11 protein-coding genes are annotated in these 17,455 nt (G+C 69.1%); 2 read left to right on the plus strand and 9 right to left on the minus strand.

The features are described 5' to 3' along the window. Positions 1-26: 26 nt before the first annotated feature. Positions 27-332 carry a hypothetical protein gene (locus tag DMH03_RS25940; RefSeq protein ID WP_125794572.1) on the minus strand — a complete coding sequence of 102 codons (306 nt, stop codon included), beginning with the start codon at positions 330-332 and terminating at the stop codon, positions 27-29. Then, on the minus strand, positions 329-880 hold the full coding sequence (locus tag DMH03_RS25945) for a hypothetical protein (protein WP_125794573.1): 552 nt from the start codon (positions 878-880) through the stop codon (positions 329-331). The genes DMH03_RS25940 and DMH03_RS25945 overlap by 4 nt, the downstream gene beginning before the upstream one ends. A gap of 45 nt (positions 881-925) precedes the next feature. Here DMH03_RS25945 and DMH03_RS25950 point away from each other — a divergent pair, with 45 nt between their 5' ends. After that, on the plus strand, positions 926-1,333 hold the full coding sequence (locus DMH03_RS25950) for a hypothetical protein (RefSeq protein ID WP_125794574.1): 408 nt from the start codon (positions 926-928) through the stop codon (positions 1,331-1,333). Positions 1,334-1,478: 145 nt separating this feature from the next. Further along, complete coding sequence (locus tag DMH03_RS25955; RefSeq protein ID WP_125794575.1) at positions 1,479-1,952, plus strand: hypothetical protein; 474 nt, start codon at positions 1,479-1,481, stop codon at positions 1,950-1,952. Here the strand turns inward: DMH03_RS25955 and DMH03_RS25960 are convergent. The 7 genes from DMH03_RS25960 to DMH03_RS25990 all read right to left on the minus strand — a co-directional run bounded on the left by DMH03_RS25960 (position 1,949) and on the right by DMH03_RS25990 (position 17,321). Beyond that, positions 1,949-2,782, minus strand: a complete 834-nt coding sequence (locus tag DMH03_RS25960; protein ID WP_125794576.1) for a hypothetical protein — start codon at positions 2,780-2,782, stop codon at positions 1,949-1,951. The two genes, DMH03_RS25955 and DMH03_RS25960, sit on opposite strands and share 4 nt — an antisense overlap. 636 nt (positions 2,783-3,418) lie before the next feature. Further along, on the minus strand, positions 3,419-4,672 hold the full coding sequence (locus DMH03_RS25965; RefSeq protein WP_125794577.1) for an HNH endonuclease signature motif containing protein: 1,254 nt from the start codon (positions 4,670-4,672) through the stop codon (positions 3,419-3,421). Positions 4,673-5,382: 710 nt separating this feature from the next. Continuing rightward, the gene (locus tag DMH03_RS25970) at positions 5,383-6,318 is read right to left on the minus strand and encodes a TauD/TfdA family dioxygenase (protein ID WP_125794578.1); all 936 of its coding nucleotides are present in this window, start codon (positions 6,316-6,318) and stop codon (positions 5,383-5,385) included. After that, positions 6,315-7,592 carry an ATP-grasp domain-containing protein gene (locus tag DMH03_RS25975; RefSeq protein WP_125794579.1) on the minus strand — a complete coding sequence of 426 codons (1,278 nt, stop codon included), beginning with the start codon at positions 7,590-7,592 and terminating at the stop codon, positions 6,315-6,317. The genes DMH03_RS25970 and DMH03_RS25975 overlap by 4 nt, the downstream gene beginning before the upstream one ends. Continuing rightward, complete coding sequence (locus DMH03_RS25980) at positions 7,589-8,860, minus strand: ATP-grasp domain-containing protein (RefSeq protein ID WP_125794580.1); 1,272 nt, start codon at positions 8,858-8,860, stop codon at positions 7,589-7,591. Before DMH03_RS25980 ends, DMH03_RS25975 begins: the two co-directional genes overlap by 4 nt. Further along, a complete protein-coding gene (locus tag DMH03_RS25985) occupies positions 8,857-14,286 on the minus strand; it encodes a non-ribosomal peptide synthetase/MFS transporter (protein ID WP_125794581.1) in 5,430 nt (1,809 codons plus the stop codon). The genes DMH03_RS25980 and DMH03_RS25985 overlap by 4 nt, the downstream gene beginning before the upstream one ends. Continuing rightward, positions 14,283-17,321, minus strand: coding sequence for a non-ribosomal peptide synthetase (locus DMH03_RS25990; RefSeq protein ID WP_125794582.1), 3,039 nt, complete (start codon positions 17,319-17,321; stop codon positions 14,283-14,285). The genes DMH03_RS25985 and DMH03_RS25990 overlap by 4 nt, the downstream gene beginning before the upstream one ends. Positions 17,322-17,455 lie beyond the last annotated feature (134 nt).

The raw sequence follows: 17,455 nt of genomic DNA on the forward strand, positions 1-17,455 counted from the left end.
GCTGCCCGGTAAAGCCGGTCGGCCGCTCAGCCCTCGGGATGGCGGCGCCCGGGAACGAAGCGCTCGCCGTCGAAGACCATCTCGAGTGGCGGACATGGCGTGCCGGGCCGCCAGCCGGCGCGAAAGGCGTCACGAATGGCGCGGCGGACCTGCGTCTGCGTAGGCAGGAAAGCATGATGGTAGGGGTCGAGAAGCAGAACCTGCCCGTCGGCGCCGTCCTCCTTGACGCGGATCACGCGCGTTGTTCTTTCCCAGTCGGCATCGAGGTGCCAGAGGAACGACTGGCCGTTGCGAAGCGAGACTCGACGAGTGTCCTTCTTCGGCCAGGTCATCGTGATCTCTCCTCGGATGGCCCGATGGGCAGCGCCATCAATGATCCGGTACGTAAAAGGACGTATGCGTCTCTCCACTCGGATGCGGATTGTGGTGGCGGGAGTTCGACTCCGGCTATCCCGCCAGTCGCAGCGAACTCCGTCATGAGGGCGGCCATCAGATCAGCTGCCTCCCGCGTCGTCTCGGACGCGTTCGATGGATCATCGAGACTGAGGCCGAGTACGAGGGCTCCTTCTTCCGTAACGGTGACGATGGCGTCGTAATGCCCGATTGCCCGGAGGTACAGGGAGAAGGCACGTTCGGCCGCGTCATCCCGGCATAACTCCGCCAGCGCGTCAGCGTCACCATGAGCGGGGTCGTGCGAGACAAAAGTCCGAACGAACGCCGGGAATCTCGGGTCACCCGGCTGCTCAACGTCGACGTAGCGATCGATGAAGCGCGACAGCGAGCCGTCCCGGTCGCCGGGCTCCACCCATACGTAGACATCGAATACCGGGGGCACACCAGATGGTACCGCGCTGCCTGGCCGGATCACGTTCATCGACATGAGGGCGCACTTGGCAGGGCGCGTGCCATACGGAACGATGATCCGGTGCTGGTTCAGGTGGAGCGGTTCTCCCGGATTCCCGGCGATGCCGCACTGGTCACTCTGAGGACCTCGGTCGGGACCGTGCCTGCGTCCTGGGGCGGAAACCTGAAGGCGGCAGTGGGCGAGCACCACATCGAGTGGGAACTGGACGAGGACTTCCGGTGGGGGTTCAACTGCTCGCCGGCCGCAGTCGAGGAACCATGCCTTTACCAGACCGAAAGCGGAGTCTTCTGCCGAGGACGGCTCGGCCTCACCGGAATTCAGGCGGCGCAGGCGTTCGCGCACCTGGAGCTGGCGGACGCGGTGATCGACCTCGGCCATATCGACGGCCTGCCTCAAGGGATGGCCGGAGCATGGGTCGAGATCAACCTAAGACCTGAGAAGATCAAAATCCATCCCTACCAGATATGACCTGCCAGCCACTGGCACCAGTCGCTCATCGGCATGACCGCGCTTGCTCGTCTGTCGACCGATTCGCGGCATGAGCGGACGTTGGACCGTTAGGGTGTCGTTGCCGCTCGGCCCGCCGTGGGGCCGGCCGGTACCGTCTCCTGGTATGGACACATCCGCCTTCGCGCTGATCTTCGGTGATGGAGTCGTACGGGCGAAGCTGGACTGGCAACGGGTCGTTGACGAGTGTGTCGTCGAGGAGCGATATAGCCGTTCCCGCAAGGAACTCGGCGAACTGTGCACCGTGTGGTACGCCGATGAGTCCGGACGCGACGCCGGCTACGACCACCAAGGCGCCCGTCCGTTGCGGGTGTCAGAGGTCGCGATCACCGAAGCGTCGTGGCCGCGCGCTCGTGCGTCCATGATCGCTGCGCTGCGAGCGGAGTACACCCGCACGGCCAGGCCCGTGCAGCTGACACTCCCGGGTTACCGAGTCGGTGACGAGGTGGTGCTGCTCGACGGCAACCATCGCGCGGCGGCGGCGTACCTGGCCGACGCCGATACCCGGTTGTTGCTCTACATTCTTTGTGGCCCAACAGATTCCGGGATGTTGCCCGATCTTCGGCACTACTCGCGCTAGGTCGCTTCCTCTTCAGCGCCCCGTTCCACGGCGGGGTACTTGGCCTCCGCCTCGCGCATGGCGAAGTCAAACGCCAGGTTGCGCAGTGCTTCGCCCTGCTCGGTCTTGCGCAGGCGCAGCACGGCGGTCATGATCGCGAGGCTGATGAGCACAGCTCCCGGCAGGGCGATGATCTTGATAGCGACAGGCGTGCCCGACAGCACGGTCGCGTCGAGGGCGACGAGGAGCACGGGCACGATGGTCGACACCAGGATGTTGATCTCTGCCTCGGTGTTGTCGACGCTGAGCGCAGGCGCGCGTCCGCGCAGCCACAGCTTGCTGTAGACGAACAGGTGCAACGACGCGTTCGCCTGGTGCCCGCCGCCCGCGGGCAGGCTGCGATCGAGGGCGTCGTCTCGGCGCTGCTCGTGGGAATCCAGGTGTCGCAGGATCGGGTGCAGCCCGGCGAGACGCTCGGCGAAGTCGTCGCCGAAGGAAACCCGAATCCTGGCCCACGACGCAGGAAGCGTGGGCGCTGCTTTGCGGCGGTCAAACCGCTCCACCAGGGCGGTGAGCTTGAAGCCGACCTCCCTGGCCAGATAGCCGATCACGAAGCTGGCCGCGATGGCCACCAAGACGAGCACGACAATGGCAGCGCCCTTGACGTTGGCCAGCGTGTTCATGATGAACGCGATGTCGGACTGTCCGCGCCTGGCAAGGTGCACGCAGAGTACGAGAAGCTCGGTCACCACTACGGCCCCTGGAAGAAGCACACTGGTCAAGTAGATGGCGGTGTAGAAGCTCATTCTGCTTGGCGCGGACTTGGCGACGAGTCCGCTGACAGGCTCCATGCGGCCCAACTCTAGATCGGCCCGGGCGACCTGGGTAGCCGATCAGGGATTGCTGGTCGAGTTTCTACCTGACAAGACCAAAATCGTCGCTCCCGACGCCGCAGAGGGGAAGGGGCCGGCCCGGAGGCGATAGCAAAGGTCCTTTGCTCCCCGCGCGGTGACCCACACAGTCAGCGACAACCCTGACAGCGAGTGAGCGGTGTGTGGACATAGGGACTTTGAGTGTCCCTATGTCCACACACCCCCGCCCCCGACACCAAAGGTCCCCCGCACCCTTTCCACAGGTCAGCACACCAGGCGATACTCACAGGACAGCGCCTAGTTGCACACCCGAACCGCTACTCATGCCGACAAGGACGCAGACGTGAGGCTCGCCGACCGGGAGCAGGTCGCCCCGGACAGCCGGATGGTCGTACGACGGGGGGTGAACGCGCCGTCGTTACCGACCTTGCTGGTGTAAAGGACCCCGCCCGGAAGGACCAGCGACAGCGAAGTGAGGTGGGTTCTCGGCGTTGAGGTCAGGTCCGCGGAGTCGCCGTCGCCGGTGAAGCTGTAGCGGACGATGCGGTCGGTAGGACTTTCCGGTGGGCATGCCGAAGGGCCCGTCGCCGGTATGGCTGGCGGGCTCCTCGGGGATCAGACGTGGTGGAGGGTATTGCGGCGGGGTTTTCGGAGCGGATCTCGGTATTGGGGCGGGATGAACTCCGGTAACCCATCGCCCGCCATCCGGACTTCCCAGTCGCCGTGATGAATCAGCCGGTGATGAAAACCGCACAGCAACACCAGATTCCGGAGATCCGTAGGCCCTCCGTCTGCCCAATGATGAATATGGTGAGCGTGACAATGCTTCGGCCGCCGATGACACCCAGGGAACGCGCAACCGCCATCCCGGATGTTCAACGCACGCCGCTGGCCAGGAGTGACGAACCGTCTCAACCGCCCCACATCCAAGGGTTCACCGGCCGCACTCATGACAACCGGGAGCATCAGGCAGTCACAGGCCGCGAGCCGGGCCTCGCGCGCGGTCATCGTCCCGACGAAGTCGAGGCACGCGGTGCCGAGACCGGATTTCAGGGCGTCGAGGCCGACGGTGACATGCAGCAGAGTGCGATAGCCACTGGTGCCCGGCTGGTCGGGGCAGGCGATCGCGAGGTCCAGGATGTCGACCCACGCATCACCCATGCGTTCGCATTTCATCCGCAGATCGGCCTGGCCGAACTCGTCGACCGGGCGTGGCGCCGCGTGCGCCTCCAGCGCCGCCGCGGTGCGGGCACCGGTCTCATCGTCGAGCAAACCGGTCAGTTTCCAGTAACCGTCTTTGCGGCGCTCCAGCGTGATTTCCCGGCGCGGCTGAGCGGGTTCAGGATCTTTCGGCTCATTGCCGTCCGGGTCGAGCCACGCGAGCAGGTTCTGCTCGGCGTCGGCGAGCTGGCGGGGTCCGGCGTCGCGGGCGAGGTCGGCGAGGATCTTCTCCGCACTCGCCCGATCCTCAACAGAGGTGTCGGCGGGGAGCTTCTTCAAGATGTCCAGGATCTGGTCGATCCGCTCATCCCCGACAAGCCCCTCGGCAGCGACCGCGGCCGTAGCGGGTGCGACAGGCGGAACCTCGGTGCCGTCCAGAGCGCGGGTGGGGTTCAGGGCGATCGCCCGATTCACCACCGCACCCGCCTCACCAACCGACAATCCCGCAATATCGGCGAACCAGTTGGCCGTGCGGCCATAGCCGTACAAGTCTTTGACACCCCGAGACTCGATCTCCGCCAGGAATTGCCCTAGTCCGGCGGTGGCCATCCTGATCACCTGCAAGGACTGCTGCACGCCATGGGCAAGCTCCAGCTTGCCGGCACGCCACAGTTCCTGCGGCAACTCGGGAAGGAAAGTCTCGGACACCCCACAAGAATACCGCAAAACAATCGAACAAGCGTTCGTAATTTTAAGCAACCGCCGAAGCGACACGTTTACCACTGAAGGGTGATTTGCGACGAGAAGGAGTTCGCACTTGCGTGACCCAGAGCAGGTTCCACAGGCGCTCGACCGTGGCGCGTCCGGTGAACGCGCCAACGGGGTGGTCATGAGTGGCGATTCGGGTTCTATTGAGGGGTAAGGCAAAGGTGTCGGATCGCGGGGATTCGCTCGCGGCCGTGGGGCGACCGTGCCGCGAAAGCCACTTTCGCGACCCCAGCCGTCGCGAAAGTGGCTTTCGCGACGCATCCCGACCACGGGTCTCAGCGACAGCACCGGCGTAGCGAAAGACCCCTCCTCGCTACCGCACCCTGCACCCGACGTTGCGAAAGCCACTTTCGCAACGTTGAACGTTGCCAAAGTGGCTTTCGCAACCTCCCAACCTTGCCCTACCCCCTCAATAACCCGCGTACTTGGACCCCGGACACCCGAATGCGGCATCCCAACACGCGACTTACGTGTCCAAGCACGCGAGTCACGGCTTAGCTCCGCCCACCCCGGGACGAACGGGCTCGCACCACAGACCCAGGAGCGGACGCCTTCACCTCGCCGCAGGCCCCACCCACGACCACGACACCTTTGACTTACCCCTCAATAACCCGAATCGCCACTCACGACCCCGACCGAAAACAGCCGGGTCAGGTCATCGCGACCAGGGTCCGCCGTTTGCCCGTGAACGGCTCGCGTCCGTGCGCCAGCAGCATGTTGTTGATCACCATGATGTCGCCCGGCTGCCACGGGAACGCGTAGCTGACCTCGTCGTAGGTCGCCTTGATCGTGGCCAGGTCCGCCTGCGGGATCGGCGAGCCGTCGGCGAAGAAGGCGTGGCGGGGCAGGTCCTCTTCGGGGTACAGCTCCAGCAGCGCCTCGCTGACCTCCTCCCCCAGGCTCGAGACGTGGAACAGGTTGGCCTGGTTGAACCACACCGTCGCTCCGGTGTGTGGTTCCTCCACAAAGGACGGACGCACGTGCCGCGTGCGCAGGCCCTCGTCGGTCCACTCGTAGGTCTGCCCGTTGGCGGTGCAGTAGTCCTCCACCACCTGGCGGTCGTCGGTCTGGAACGCCTCCTGCCAGGTCAGCCCGAGGCCTTCGCGGAACGCTCGTGCGTAGGTGACGCCGCCCGCGAACCGCTCGCGCAGGTCCGCCGGCAGCAGGCGGTACATCGCGCGGCTGTCGGCGATCGGTGTCGCGCCACCGGTTTCGGCCGCCGTGTCGCACAGGAAGAACAGGCGGGCGGGCCAGTGCGCCGAGTACGAGTTCTCGTTGTGCATCGGGATCGACTCGGCCGCCGGGTACTCCGTCGAGGTGTAGATGTTGCCCGAGACCGCCGATCGCGGCGTCGACCGTTCCGTGTAGGTCAGCAGCGAGCCGCCGATCTCCTCGGTGACCTGGTTGAACACTGCAAGATCGGCGGGCATCCCGCGCAGCAGGATCGCGCCGTGCTCGCGCAGCCGGTCTTGCAGCGCTTCGCGGTGTGCGCGCACCCAGTCCAGGCCCGCGGCCGAATATACGGTGATTTTCGTGTGGTCGTTGCCCTCGATGTGGCCGAGGTTCGCCGCGAGTTCGGCGGTCATGAGTTCTCCAGTTCGAATCGGATCAGTTTGGCGGCCTCGGCGTGCAGCGCGGCGAGGTCTTCGGTGTCGGCGAACCCCGCGGCGAGCACGTTCACCGCGTAGATCTCCTGGTCGTCGGTGAGCAGCTGGCCGGGGCGCACGATCGTGACGACCTCCAGGACCTCGGGCAGGTCGGCGACCTCGTCGGTGCCCTCGACGCGGACCAGCCGCCCGGTGCCCTCGGCGTAGAAGATCAGGTAGCCCACCGGTACCGGCAGGCCCACACCTCGCGTGGGCGGTGGCGTGCCCAGTGCCAGCGACACGGCTTCGGCGATGACGTCGATGCCGGTCGCGAGCTTCAGCAGCACCGGCTGGGCGCCGCCTGCCGGGCGGCCCGCGTTCACCTCGACGATCGTCGCGCCCAGCTCGGCGTCGTCGATCAGCTCCAGGTGAGCGCAGGTGTTGTCCAGGCCCAGGGCGAGCGCGGCGGCCGTCGCCGCCGCGAACAGCCGTTCGGTGTCCTCTTCGGACAGTTCGAGCGGCGGGCAGACCATGCCCAGCTCGAATTTGCGCTCGTCGATCAGCGGCTTTTCCACCACGGCCACCGGTTCCGCGACACCGTCGCGCACGAGGACGTCGACCGCGTACTCCGGGCCGCGCAGCAGCCCTTCCACGAGGAACACCTTCACCGGATCGATCGGCGACGGTCCACGACCGACGAGCCGGTGGTACCGGGCGTCCTCCGACAGCGGCAACCGTTCGGCCAGCAGCCGGTAAGCGGCCGCCAGTTCATCCACTGTGGACACCGTGCGCACGAGGTTGCTCGCGGCGCCGTTCACCGGCTTGATGATCGCCGGGAGCCCGACCGCCGAAGCCACCGATGCCGCCTCGGCGGCCGACGAGATCAGCGCGCAGCGCGGACCCGGCAACCCGGCCGCGGCCAGCGCCCGCCGGACCGCGAACTTGTTGTGCGTCATGGTGAACACCGACGCCGGGCAGCGCGCCACCCCGAGCAGCTCGGCCGCACGGGCGACGCTCGCGATGATCCCCTCAGCGGCGGTCACCACTCCGGCCGGACGCGTGGTCCGCGCCCGGATCGCCTCGGCGACGGCTTCGGCGTCACGGACGTCATCGACGAAAACGAAGCCGTCGACCAACTCCGTCAGCTGTGCCTGTTCGGCCGGTTCCAGGGGCTGGGTGACCAGCTCGGCCCCCAGCCCGGCCGCGCGCACGGCGGCCACGACGTCGGCGATCCACTGCCCGGCGGTCTCCCGGACCACGAAAGCGGTGCTCACACGTCCTCCAATTCCAGCCGGACGAGCTTGCTCGCCTCCGCGTGCAGGGCGGCGAGGTCGTCGTGGTCGGCGAACCCGGCCACGACGAGGTTGACCGCGTAGATCTCCTGTTCGTCGGTGAGCACCTGCCCCGGCGAGACGGTGGTGACGACGTCGATCACCTCGGGCAGCTCGGCGATCTCGTCGAGCCCGCCGATACCGGTCAACCGGCCCGAACCGGCCGCGTAGAGGATCAGCATGCCCAGCGGGATCGGCAGTTTCGCGGGTTCCCGCACCGGCGGCGGAGCGCTCACCGCGAGCGCCGCCAGCTCGGCGAACACGTCGATGCCGGTGCGCAGCTTCGCCAGCAGCGGCATGATCGACCCGGCAGGCCTGCCCGCGTTGACCTCGACGATCGTCGGGCCGCGGTCGGCGTCGTCGATCAGCTCGACGTGGGCGCAGGTGTTGTCGAGACCCAGCGCGCGAACGGCGGCGACCGCCGCGGCGGTGACCAGCTCGGCCCGGTCGGCGGTGAGCCCGGCGGGCGGGCACGACAGCGCCAGCTCGAACTTCCGCTCGTCGATCAGCGGCTTGTCGAGGATTTCGACCGGCTCGGCCACCCCGTCGCGGATCAGCACGTCCACCGCGTACTCCGGACCGGACAGCAATCCTTCGACGAGGAACGTCGCCGAAGGGTCGAGTGTCCCCAGTGGACGGTGATAACGCGGATCCGCGGACTCGGGCAGGCGCGCGGCCAGCAGCTCGTACGCGGCCGCCAGCTCGTCCACAGTGGACACGGTGCGGACGAGGTTGCTGCCCGCCCCGTTGACCGGTTTGACGATCGCCGGGAGCCCGACCGCCGAAGCGACCGACGCCGCCTCGGCGGCCGATGAGATCAGCGTGTGCGCGGGTCCGGGCAGCCCGGCCGCGGCGAGGGCCTCCCGGACGGCGGACTTGTTCGCGCACAAGGCGAACACCGACGCCGGGCAACGCGCCACCCCGAGCAGTTCCGCGGCGCGGGCGGTGCTCGCGATGGCGCCGTCCGAGCCGGTGAAGATACCGGCCAGCGCGCCGCCGTCGATCTCCCGGACCTTCGCCGAGACGGCTTCCGGGTCGTGGACGTCGTCCAGCGCGTCGACGTCGTCCACCACGCCTGCCAGCGCGGCCCGCTCGGCCTCGTCCATCGGCGGGGCGAGCAGCACTATGCGGTGCCCGGACGCCCGCATCGCAGGCGCGACCTCGCCGACCCAGTGCCCGCGGGCCTCCCTGATCAGCACTGCCGTACTCATGCGGCTTCCTTCCCCGCGAGCTTGCGCTCCCGTTCCTGCGCCCCCACCAGATCGTCGGGCAGCGAATCGGGCACCTCGGTGTCGAAGCGGCGCAGCCGCCGCATCGAGAACCCGCCCACGTTGATCAGCAACAGGAGCAGCGCGAAGACGACATAGGCGAGCCCGATACCCCGCGTCTCGCCGGTGCCGAGCACGGCGCCGACCGACCCGGTCAGCGCGCCGCCCGGCGCCAGCAGCGGCGAGAACCAGCCGACGGCCAGCGGCGCCAGCACGGCGAACCCGATCGGCAGCGTCGACCACGTGATCGTCTGGTTGATCGCGAACACCCGGCCGTGGAACCGCTGCGGCACCTTGACCTGCACCAGCGTCGCGTAGATGCCCTGCGACACGGACATCGCGGCGGCCAGGAGGAACACCCCGGCCGCGACGACGATCAGCGACGGCCGGAGGCCCATCACCAGGCTGCCGAGCGCGATGCCGATGTTGCCGACGAGCACGCCGACCATCCGCCGGTGCCGCGGGCCACCCCACAGCGCCATCACGATCCCGCCCGCCACCGCGCCGACGGCCTCGGCCAGCGCCACCTGCGCGACGTCCGTGACCGAGCCGAACGAAAGCACCAGCGGCGAGACCAGCACCAGCGCGGGTGCGAGGAAGACGTTTGCCAGCGCGAAGTACAGCAGCATCGTGCGGAAGCCGCGATGGTTCCACGAGTACCGCAGCCCGCCCGCGATCGCCGTCAGCAGTGGTTCGCGCGGGCGCCAGCCCATCATGTCCGGGAACCGCACCAGCAGCAGGCCCACGATCGCGAACGCGTAGCTCGCCATGTCCAGGATGAGGATGCCGGACAGCTGGATCGTCGCCAGCAGCCCGGCCGCGAGCACCGGCATCAGCAGCTGGGCGAAACCGGTGGACAGTTGCGCGAGACCCATCGCGTGCCCGAGGTACTGCTTCGGCACCAGCTGCGCCACCGACGACTGATAGGCGATTCGCTGGAACGAAGCGGCCACCGACCCGAGCGGGATCAGCACGTAGAACAACCACAGCTGGACGTGCCCGGTGATCAGCAGCAACGCCAATATCAGCTGGATCCCGCCGGCGGCGCTGCTGGCCGCGATCATGATCCGCCGCCGGTCGCCGCGGTCGACCAGTGCGCCCGCCACCGGCAGGACGAGCACGCCGAACAGCAGCGCGAGCGCCCACAGCAGGCCGAGGTCGGCGACCGAACCCGTGCGGGTGTAGAGCCAGATCGGCACCGCGAACGACGTCAGCGCCGAGCCGGTCGAGGACACCAGCTGCCCGATCGTGATCGTGACGAACCGGCCCATACTCGGCCGCACCGCGGGTTTCTCGTCCACTTCCGCTCGGTGGGTCTCGTGCACCGCCCAGGCCGCGTCTTCACCGCGGGCCCGGACGTCGAGTTCGCCGGGATCGTCCAGCACCGGGTGCACTCGCGTGACGATCTCCGCGAGTTCGTCGGCCCGGTAGCGCAGGAAGAAGTGCCCGGCCCGGTCGAGCACCACGAGCGCGGTGGTGTCGGTGAGGAACTCCCATTCCCGGTACCGCTCGGCGTAGTAGTCGGTGACCGGGTCCTCGGAGCCGACCACCGACACGATCGGCGCGCGCAGCTTGGCCACGCGGGCGTCGAGCAGGCCGCTGAAGTACTCCTCGGCGGCGCGGCTGTCGGCGCGCATGTTCGTGATGATCCGGTCGGCCTGCGCCGGGTCGAGGTCGTCGGTGTCGACGCCCATGCCCTTGAGCCAGTTCGAGTAGTACCGGTTGCTGCGCAGCTTCTCCAGCCGGGTGCGCAGCGTGCCCACCGGACCTTTCATGCGGGCGAACGGGAAGATCGCGCCGATGTAGACGACCTCCAGCTCGCGGCCGCGCTCTTCGAGCAGCCGGGCGACGGCGACGGCGAGTGCGTTGCCGACACCGCAGTGACCGTAGATGGCCAGCGGGCCGTCGACGCGGTCGAGGACCTCGTCGGCCAGCCGCTCGACCAGGTCGTCGAAGGGCACGGCCTCTTCGGACAGTCCGACGTCGTGGCCGGGGATGGCGACCGAGTAGAGCGAGTAGCCCTCCGGGAGCGCGTCGGCCAGTGGCTGGTAGACGATCGCGCTGCCGCCGCCGTAGGGGAAGCAGACGTAGGTCAGCGTCCGCTGCTTGGTCGGCTTGGTCAGCTCGTACAGCAGATGGCGCGGCCGGTCGGTGGCGTCACCGTCCATGAAGGACGCCAGCTCGCGGATCGTGCGGTGCTGGAAGAGGTCCATGACGCCGACCTGGCCGGCGCCCGCCTTGCCGATCCGTGCCACCACCTGGGTGGCCAGCATCGAGTGGCCGCCGAGGTCGAAGAAGTCGTCGTCGACGCCCAGTTCGTCCACTTTCAGCACGTCCCGCCAGATTTCGGCCAGCAGGATCTCGACCGGGTTCGACGGCGCGACCAGTTCCTTGGTCGCGTCACGGGACGCGACCGGAGCGGGCAGCGCCTTGCGGTCGAGCTTGCCGTTCGGGGTGAGCGGCAGCTCGTCGAGCGGGACGAACGACGGCGGGACCATGTAGTCCGGGAGGCTCTGCTTGAGCGCCGTCCGCAGCGCGCCGGGCTCGGCGTCGCCGACGACGTACCCGACCAGCCGCTTGTCCCCCGGCGTGTCCTCGCGGACGATCACGGCGGCGTCGCGCACCCCCGGCTGGGCGCGCAAGGTCGTCTCGATCTCCCCCAGCTCGATGCGGAGGCCGCGCAGCTTGACCTGGTGGTCGATCCGGCCGAGGAACGCGATCGTCCCGTCCGGGCGCCAGTGCGCCAGGTCGCCGGTGCGGTACATCCGTCCACTGTGGAACGGGTCGGGCACGAACCGCTCGGCCGTCAGCTCCGGGCGGTTGTGGTACCCCAGGGCGAGGCCGACACCGGCGATGTGGAGTTCACCGGGCACGCCGACCGGGCATGGCCGCCCGGCTGGATCGAGTACGTAGATCCGGATGTTCTGGATCGGCGCCCCGATCGGCACCGACGCGACCTCGGCGAGCGCGGCGGGCGTGCAGTGCCAGGAGGTGACGTCGATGGCGGCTTCGGTCGGGCCGTAGAGGTTGTGCAGCTCGCAGTCCGGCAGCCGCCGGACGAACTCGCGGGCGGCGTCGAGCGGCAGTTCCTCGCCGCTGCACACGACCCGCCGCAGCGCCGTGCAGGTCTCGACGCCTTGCTCGGCAAGGAAAAGCGTGAGCATCGACGGCACGAAGTGCGCGGTGGTGATGCCTTCGGACGCGAGCAGCTCACGCAGGTACGCGGCGTCCTTGTGGCCGCCGGGTTCGGCGGGCACGAGCCGCGCGCCGGTGATCAGCGGCCAGAAGAACTCCCAGACCGACACGTCGAAGCCTGCCGGGGTCTTCTGCAGCACCGAATCGGTGCCGTCGAGGTGGTACGCACGCTGCATCCAGTCGAGCCGGTTGACGATGCCGCGGTGACCGTTGGGCACGCCTTTCGGCTGTCCCGTCGAGCCCGACGTGTAGATGACGTACGCCGGGTCGTCCGGTCCGGCGAGCGGTTCGGGTGGCCCTGCCGTCTCGGCGAGGTCGGCAGGGTCGTCCAGGACGACGACGGTCGCGTCACCCGGCGGCAGCGTTTCGCGCAACGCCGCCTGCGTCACCACGACGGGCGCGGCCGCGTCCCGCAGCATGAACGCCAGCCGGTCGGCCGGATACTCCGGGTCGAGCGGGACGTACGCGCCACCGGCTTTCAGCACGCCGAGGAGCGCGACGACCAGCTCGAACGACCGCTCCGCGAACACACCGGTGAGCACGCCCGGCCCGACGCCGAGGTCACGCAGCCGATGCGCGAGCCGGTTGGCCCGCTCGTCCAGCTCGCGGTAGGTCAGCGACGCCCCGCGGAAGGTGACCGCGGGGGCATCCGGCGTCCGAGTGGCCTGCTCTTCGACAAGCGTGTGCAGCGTCGTCTGCGGAAACTCGGCCGTCGTGGCGTTCCAGCGCTCCAGGACGAGTTCACGCTGCCCGGCGTCGAGGATGTCCAGTTCGGACAGCCGCCGGTCCGGGTCGGCGACGATCGAGCGCAGCAGCGTGACCAGCCGCCCGGCCATCCCGGCGACCGTGTCCGCGGTGAACAGCGCGGTGTTGTGCACGAACTTGCCGATCAGCCCGCGTTCGACCTCGATCGCATGGAACTCGAAGTCGAACCGGGTCGCGGGCAGGTCCATCGGCAGCCAGCGGAAGTCCACTTCGGACTCTCCGGCCGCGCCCATCCGGCCCATCTCGTAGTTCTGCAGCACGAACATCGCCTGGAACACCGGCGAGCGGCTGACGTCGCGGGGCACGCCGAGCGCGTTCACCAGCCGCTCGAACGGGACGTCGGCGTGGTCGAACGCGTCCAGCACATGCCGCCGGGTGCGTTCGAGCAGCTCGGCGAACGACGGGTCGTCCGCGAGCTGGGCACGCAGGGGCAGCATGTTGATGAACATGCCCGCCACACCCTCCAGCTCGGGCAGGCCGCGCCCGGCCGACGACGAGCCGATCGCGAAGTCCTCCTGGCCCGAGTACCGCGCCAGCAGCACCTGATAGGCGGCCAGCAGGGTCATGAAGAGCGTGACGCCGTGCCCGCGGCTCAGCTCGCCGAGGGCGCCGGCGAGCTCACGCTCGACGAAGAACTCGTGGATCGCGCCGTCGAAGCTCTGCTTGGCGGGCCGGGGCCGGTCGGTGGGCAGCTCCAGGGGCTCGACCCCGGTGAGCTGCGCCTTCCAGTGCTCCAGCTGCCGGTCGAGTTCGCCACCGGTGAGCGTGCGGCGCTGCCAGTGCGCGAAGTCGCCGTACCCGATGCTCAGCGCGGGCAGCTCGGCCGTGCCGCCGGTGCTCAGGGCGTGGTACTGCGCGGCGAGGTCACGCAGCAGCAGATCGACCGACCAGCCGTCGCCCACGATGTGGTGCGTGCACAGGACGAGCAGGTGTTCCTCGTCGGAAACCCTGGCCAGGGTCGCCCGTAGCAGCGGACCCGTGGCCAGGTAGAACGTCTCGGCCGCGGCGGCGTCGACGGCGGCACGGGCCGCTTCCTCGCTTCCTGCGTCCACAATGGACAGAACGACCGTGACCGAGGGTTCGATGTGGACGGTCGGCTGACCGTCGTCCCCAGCCGGAAAACGCATCCGCAGCGCCTCGTGCCGCACCGGCAGGGTGTCCAAAGCGGACTGGAGCGCGGCGACGTCGAGCCTGCCGGTCAGCCGGATCGGCACCGGGATGTGGTACGACCCGGTGCCCGGCGCGAACTGCTCCATGAACCAGACGCGTTCCTGCTGATAGGACAGCGGGACGACGGCGTCGGCGGGGCGCGGCGTGATGGTCGCGGCCCGTTCCGTGCGCCGTCGCAGCCGCTGTTCGAGCAGTGCTCGGCGCGCGGCCGCGCTACTGGTTTCGTCGATCGTGGTCATGAGAGCTCGCCTTCGGCCAGCTGACGCTGGACCTCTTCGTCGCTGAGCTGGTCGAGGTCTTCGGCGAGCCGCCGTTCGATCTCGGCGGCGAGCCCGGCGACGGTGGTGAGGGAGAACAGCCCCCGCACCGGGATGTCGACTTCGACCTGTTTGCGGATACGGGACATCGCGCGGATCGCCAGCAGCGAGTTGCCGCCGCGGGCGAAGAAGTCGTCGTGCGCGCCGAGGTCGTCGATGCCGAGCAGCTCGCCGAGCACCTCGGCGACGAGTTCTTCGGCCGCCGTCCGGGGTGCGACGTACGCCGGCGCCTCGCCGGGTTCGGGATCCGGCAGCGCGGCCCGGTCGAGCTTGCCGCTGGCCGCCATCGGCAGCGCGTCGAGCGTCACGAACCGGGTCGGCACGAGGTATTCGGGCAACGTCTTCCGCAGGGCGTCGGCCGCCCCCTCGGTGCTGCCGACGACATAGCCGACGAGCGTGTCGCCGCGGACCGCCACGGCCGCGTCCCGCACCTCCGGCAGTTCGCGCAGCGCCGCTTCGACCTCGCCGGGCTCGATGCGGTAACCGCGCAGCTTCACCTGCTCGTCGACGCGGCCGAGGTAGTCGAGCGTGCCGTCGCGGCGCCAGCGGGCGAGGTCGCCGGTGGCGTACATCCGGTCGTACGGACCTTCGGTGAACTTTTCGGCGGTCAGGTCCGGCAGCCCGAGGTAGCCGCGGGCAAGCTGCGACCCGGCGACGTACAGCTCGCCAGGAACGCCCGGCGGCACCGGCTGGCGCCGCTCGTCGAGGACGTACACACGGGTGCCGGGCACCGGACGGCCGATCCGGACCGGTCCGGACGGCAGCTCGTCCCCGGGTTCGATCCGGTGCACGACGCAGCCGACGGTGGCCTCGGTCGGGCCGTACTCGTTGACGACGAGCGTGCCGGGGTGCCGCTCCCGCCACGGCTGGACGGCCTCGGCGGTCAGCGCTTCACCACCGAGCACCAGCTCACCCGTCGGGAACAGCTCCTCGGCGAGGACGGCGAGGTGCGTCGGGGTCGCCTTGACGAACGTCGGGCGGCCGCCGTCGACCACCGCGCCCCCGGCGGTGAGGGTGCCGAGCAACGTCGTCACGGTGAGGTCGAACGACGACGACGTGTGCAGCAACGCCCGTCCGGCCAGGCCGGGGTACGCCTCACGCGCCCAGGCCAGGTACGTGTCGACGGCCCGGTGCTCGACCTCGACACCCTTGGGCCGCCCGGTCGAGCCCGACGTGTAGATCACGTAGGCGACGTCGCCCGGCCCAGCCGCGGGTTCCGGATCCTCGGTGGCCGCGGCGGACCACTCGGCCGGGTCGTCCAGCGCCAGCGTCTTGGTGTCCAAAGTGGACTCTCCGGCGACCAGTGCGAACGGGACACCCGCGTCGGCGAGGATCAGCGCCTGCCGCGGGGCCGGGTTGTCCGGGTCGAGCGGGACGTAGGCCGCGCCGCTCTTCAGCACCCCGAGCACGCCGGTCAGCAGGTCCGCCGAGTTCGGCACGCACACGCCGACGACAGTGCCGGGACCGGTGCCCAGCTCGCGCAGCCGGTGCGCGACGCGGTTGGCTCGCGTGTTCAGCTCGGCGTAGGTCAGGCGAACCCCGCCGAAGTCGACGGCGGGCGCGTCCGGGGTCCGCCGAACCTGGGCCTCGAACCGAGCGGACACGGTCAGGGTGTCCGAAGTGGACACTTCCGCGGGGTTCCACCCGGTCAGGACCAGCTCACGCTCGGCGTCCGACAACAGTGGCAGGTCCGCGACCGACCGAGCCGGATCGGCCAGCGCCGCGGTCAGCAGCCGCAGGTACCGCTCGGCCACCGCTTCGGCGGTCTCGCGGTCGAACAGGTCGGTGCGGTAGACGAGCCTGCCGTCCACGGCGGTCAGGTCGATCGCGATGTCGTCCTTCGCAGTGGCCGAGCGGACCGGCTCCAGCCCCGAATCGGGCAGGAAGTTGAACCCGAGCTGATACACCGGTTGCACACCGGGATCGCGCTCGGCCACGGCCGCCTCGGCGACCGCCTGGAACGGCACCTGACTGTGGTCGATCGCCTCCAGCAACGTGGTCCGGACCCGGCCGACCAGCTCGGTGAACGCGGGCGCGCCCGCGCAGTCGACCCGCACGGCCATCTGGTTGACGAACATGCCGATCAGGTCGGCCAGCTCGGGCAGGTCGCGGCCGGCGACCGGGACACCGACGACGACGTCGTCCACTCTGGACAGTCGCGACAGGAGTGCCGCGTAACCGGCCAGCAGCACCATGAACGGCGACGCCGAGAGCTCCCGGCCCAGCTCGCCGACCCGGTCGATCAGTCCGTCCGGGAGGGCGAAGTGCACCTGGTCACCGGCGAACGTCAGCTCCGACGGCCGCGGCCGGTCGGTGGGCAGGCCGTGCACCGGCGGCAGCCCGGCGAGCTGCGTCCGCCAGTAGTCCAGCTGTTCACTGGAGGTTTCGAGCTGCCCGCGCTGCCAGGCCGAGTAGTCCGGATACTGGATGGACAGCTCGGGCAGCTTCGGCTCGCGGCCCTCGAACACGGCGTCGCACGCCTCGCCGAGCTCGGACCCCAGCACCAGCACCGAGGCGGCGTCGAACACGGTGTGGTGCACGACGAACGTGAGCACCCACTCGTCGTCGGCCGTACGGCACACCTGGGCCCGCCACGGCGGCGGCGAGTCGAGCGGGATGGCCTCGCGCGAAACATCACCGACGAGTTCGGCGAGCAGGCCACCGCGGGCGTCGGCGGGCAGGTCCCGCAGGTCGTGCACCTCGGGCTCGATCGGCACCTCGGCGTGCACCACCTGCACGAGCGCGCCGCCGTCCATGCGGAACGACGTGCGCAGCGCCTCGTGCCGTCCGACGATGACGCCGAGCGCGGTGCGCCACTGGTCCGCGGTCAGCGGGCGGTCCAGCCGGGCCTGGCAGTGCAGGTTGTACACCGGGGACGCCGGGTCGAGCTGGCCGGACAGCCAGATCCGCTCCTGCCCGAACGAGGCCGGGAACGTCCATTCCTTCGTGTCGCTCATGATTTCCTGTTCTCAGTGTCTGTTGGCGGACTCAAGACCGGTCGGGTCTCGGCTGCCAGTGGCGAGCATGTCGCGAAAGCCACTTTCGGGACGTCAGATGTCGCGAAAGTGGCTTTCGCGACATGGGCAAGGCA

It is taken from the genome of Amycolatopsis sp. WAC 01376 (assembly GCF_003947415.1).
Lineage (GTDB): Bacteria > Actinomycetota > Actinomycetes > Mycobacteriales > Pseudonocardiaceae > Amycolatopsis.

Bases quoted from the DNA above. Each gene is read 5' to 3' on its own strand.
- DMH03_RS25945 (WP_125794573.1), bottom strand. From the start codon at position 880: ATGTCGATGAACGTGATCCGGCCAGGCAGCGCGGTACCATCTGGTGTG.
- DMH03_RS25940 (WP_125794572.1), bottom strand. From the start codon at position 332: ATGACCTGGCCGAAGAAGGACACTCGTCGAGTCTCGCTTCGCAACGGC.
- DMH03_RS25985 (WP_125794581.1), bottom strand. From the start codon at position 14,286: ATGACCACGATCGACGAAACCAGTAGCGCGGCCGCGCGCCGAGCACTG.
- DMH03_RS25990 (WP_125794582.1), bottom strand. From the start codon at position 17,321: ATGAGCGACACGAAGGAATGGACGTTCCCGGCCTCGTTCGGGCAGGAG.
- DMH03_RS25955 (WP_125794575.1), top strand. From the start codon at position 1,479: ATGGACACATCCGCCTTCGCGCTGATCTTCGGTGATGGAGTCGTACGG.
- DMH03_RS25960 (WP_125794576.1), bottom strand. From the start codon at position 2,782: ATGGAGCCTGTCAGCGGACTCGTCGCCAAGTCCGCGCCAAGCAGAATG.
- DMH03_RS25980 (WP_125794580.1), bottom strand. From the start codon at position 8,860: ATGAGTACGGCAGTGCTGATCAGGGAGGCCCGCGGGCACTGGGTCGGC.
- DMH03_RS25970 (WP_125794578.1), bottom strand. From the start codon at position 6,318: ATGACCGCCGAACTCGCGGCGAACCTCGGCCACATCGAGGGCAACGAC.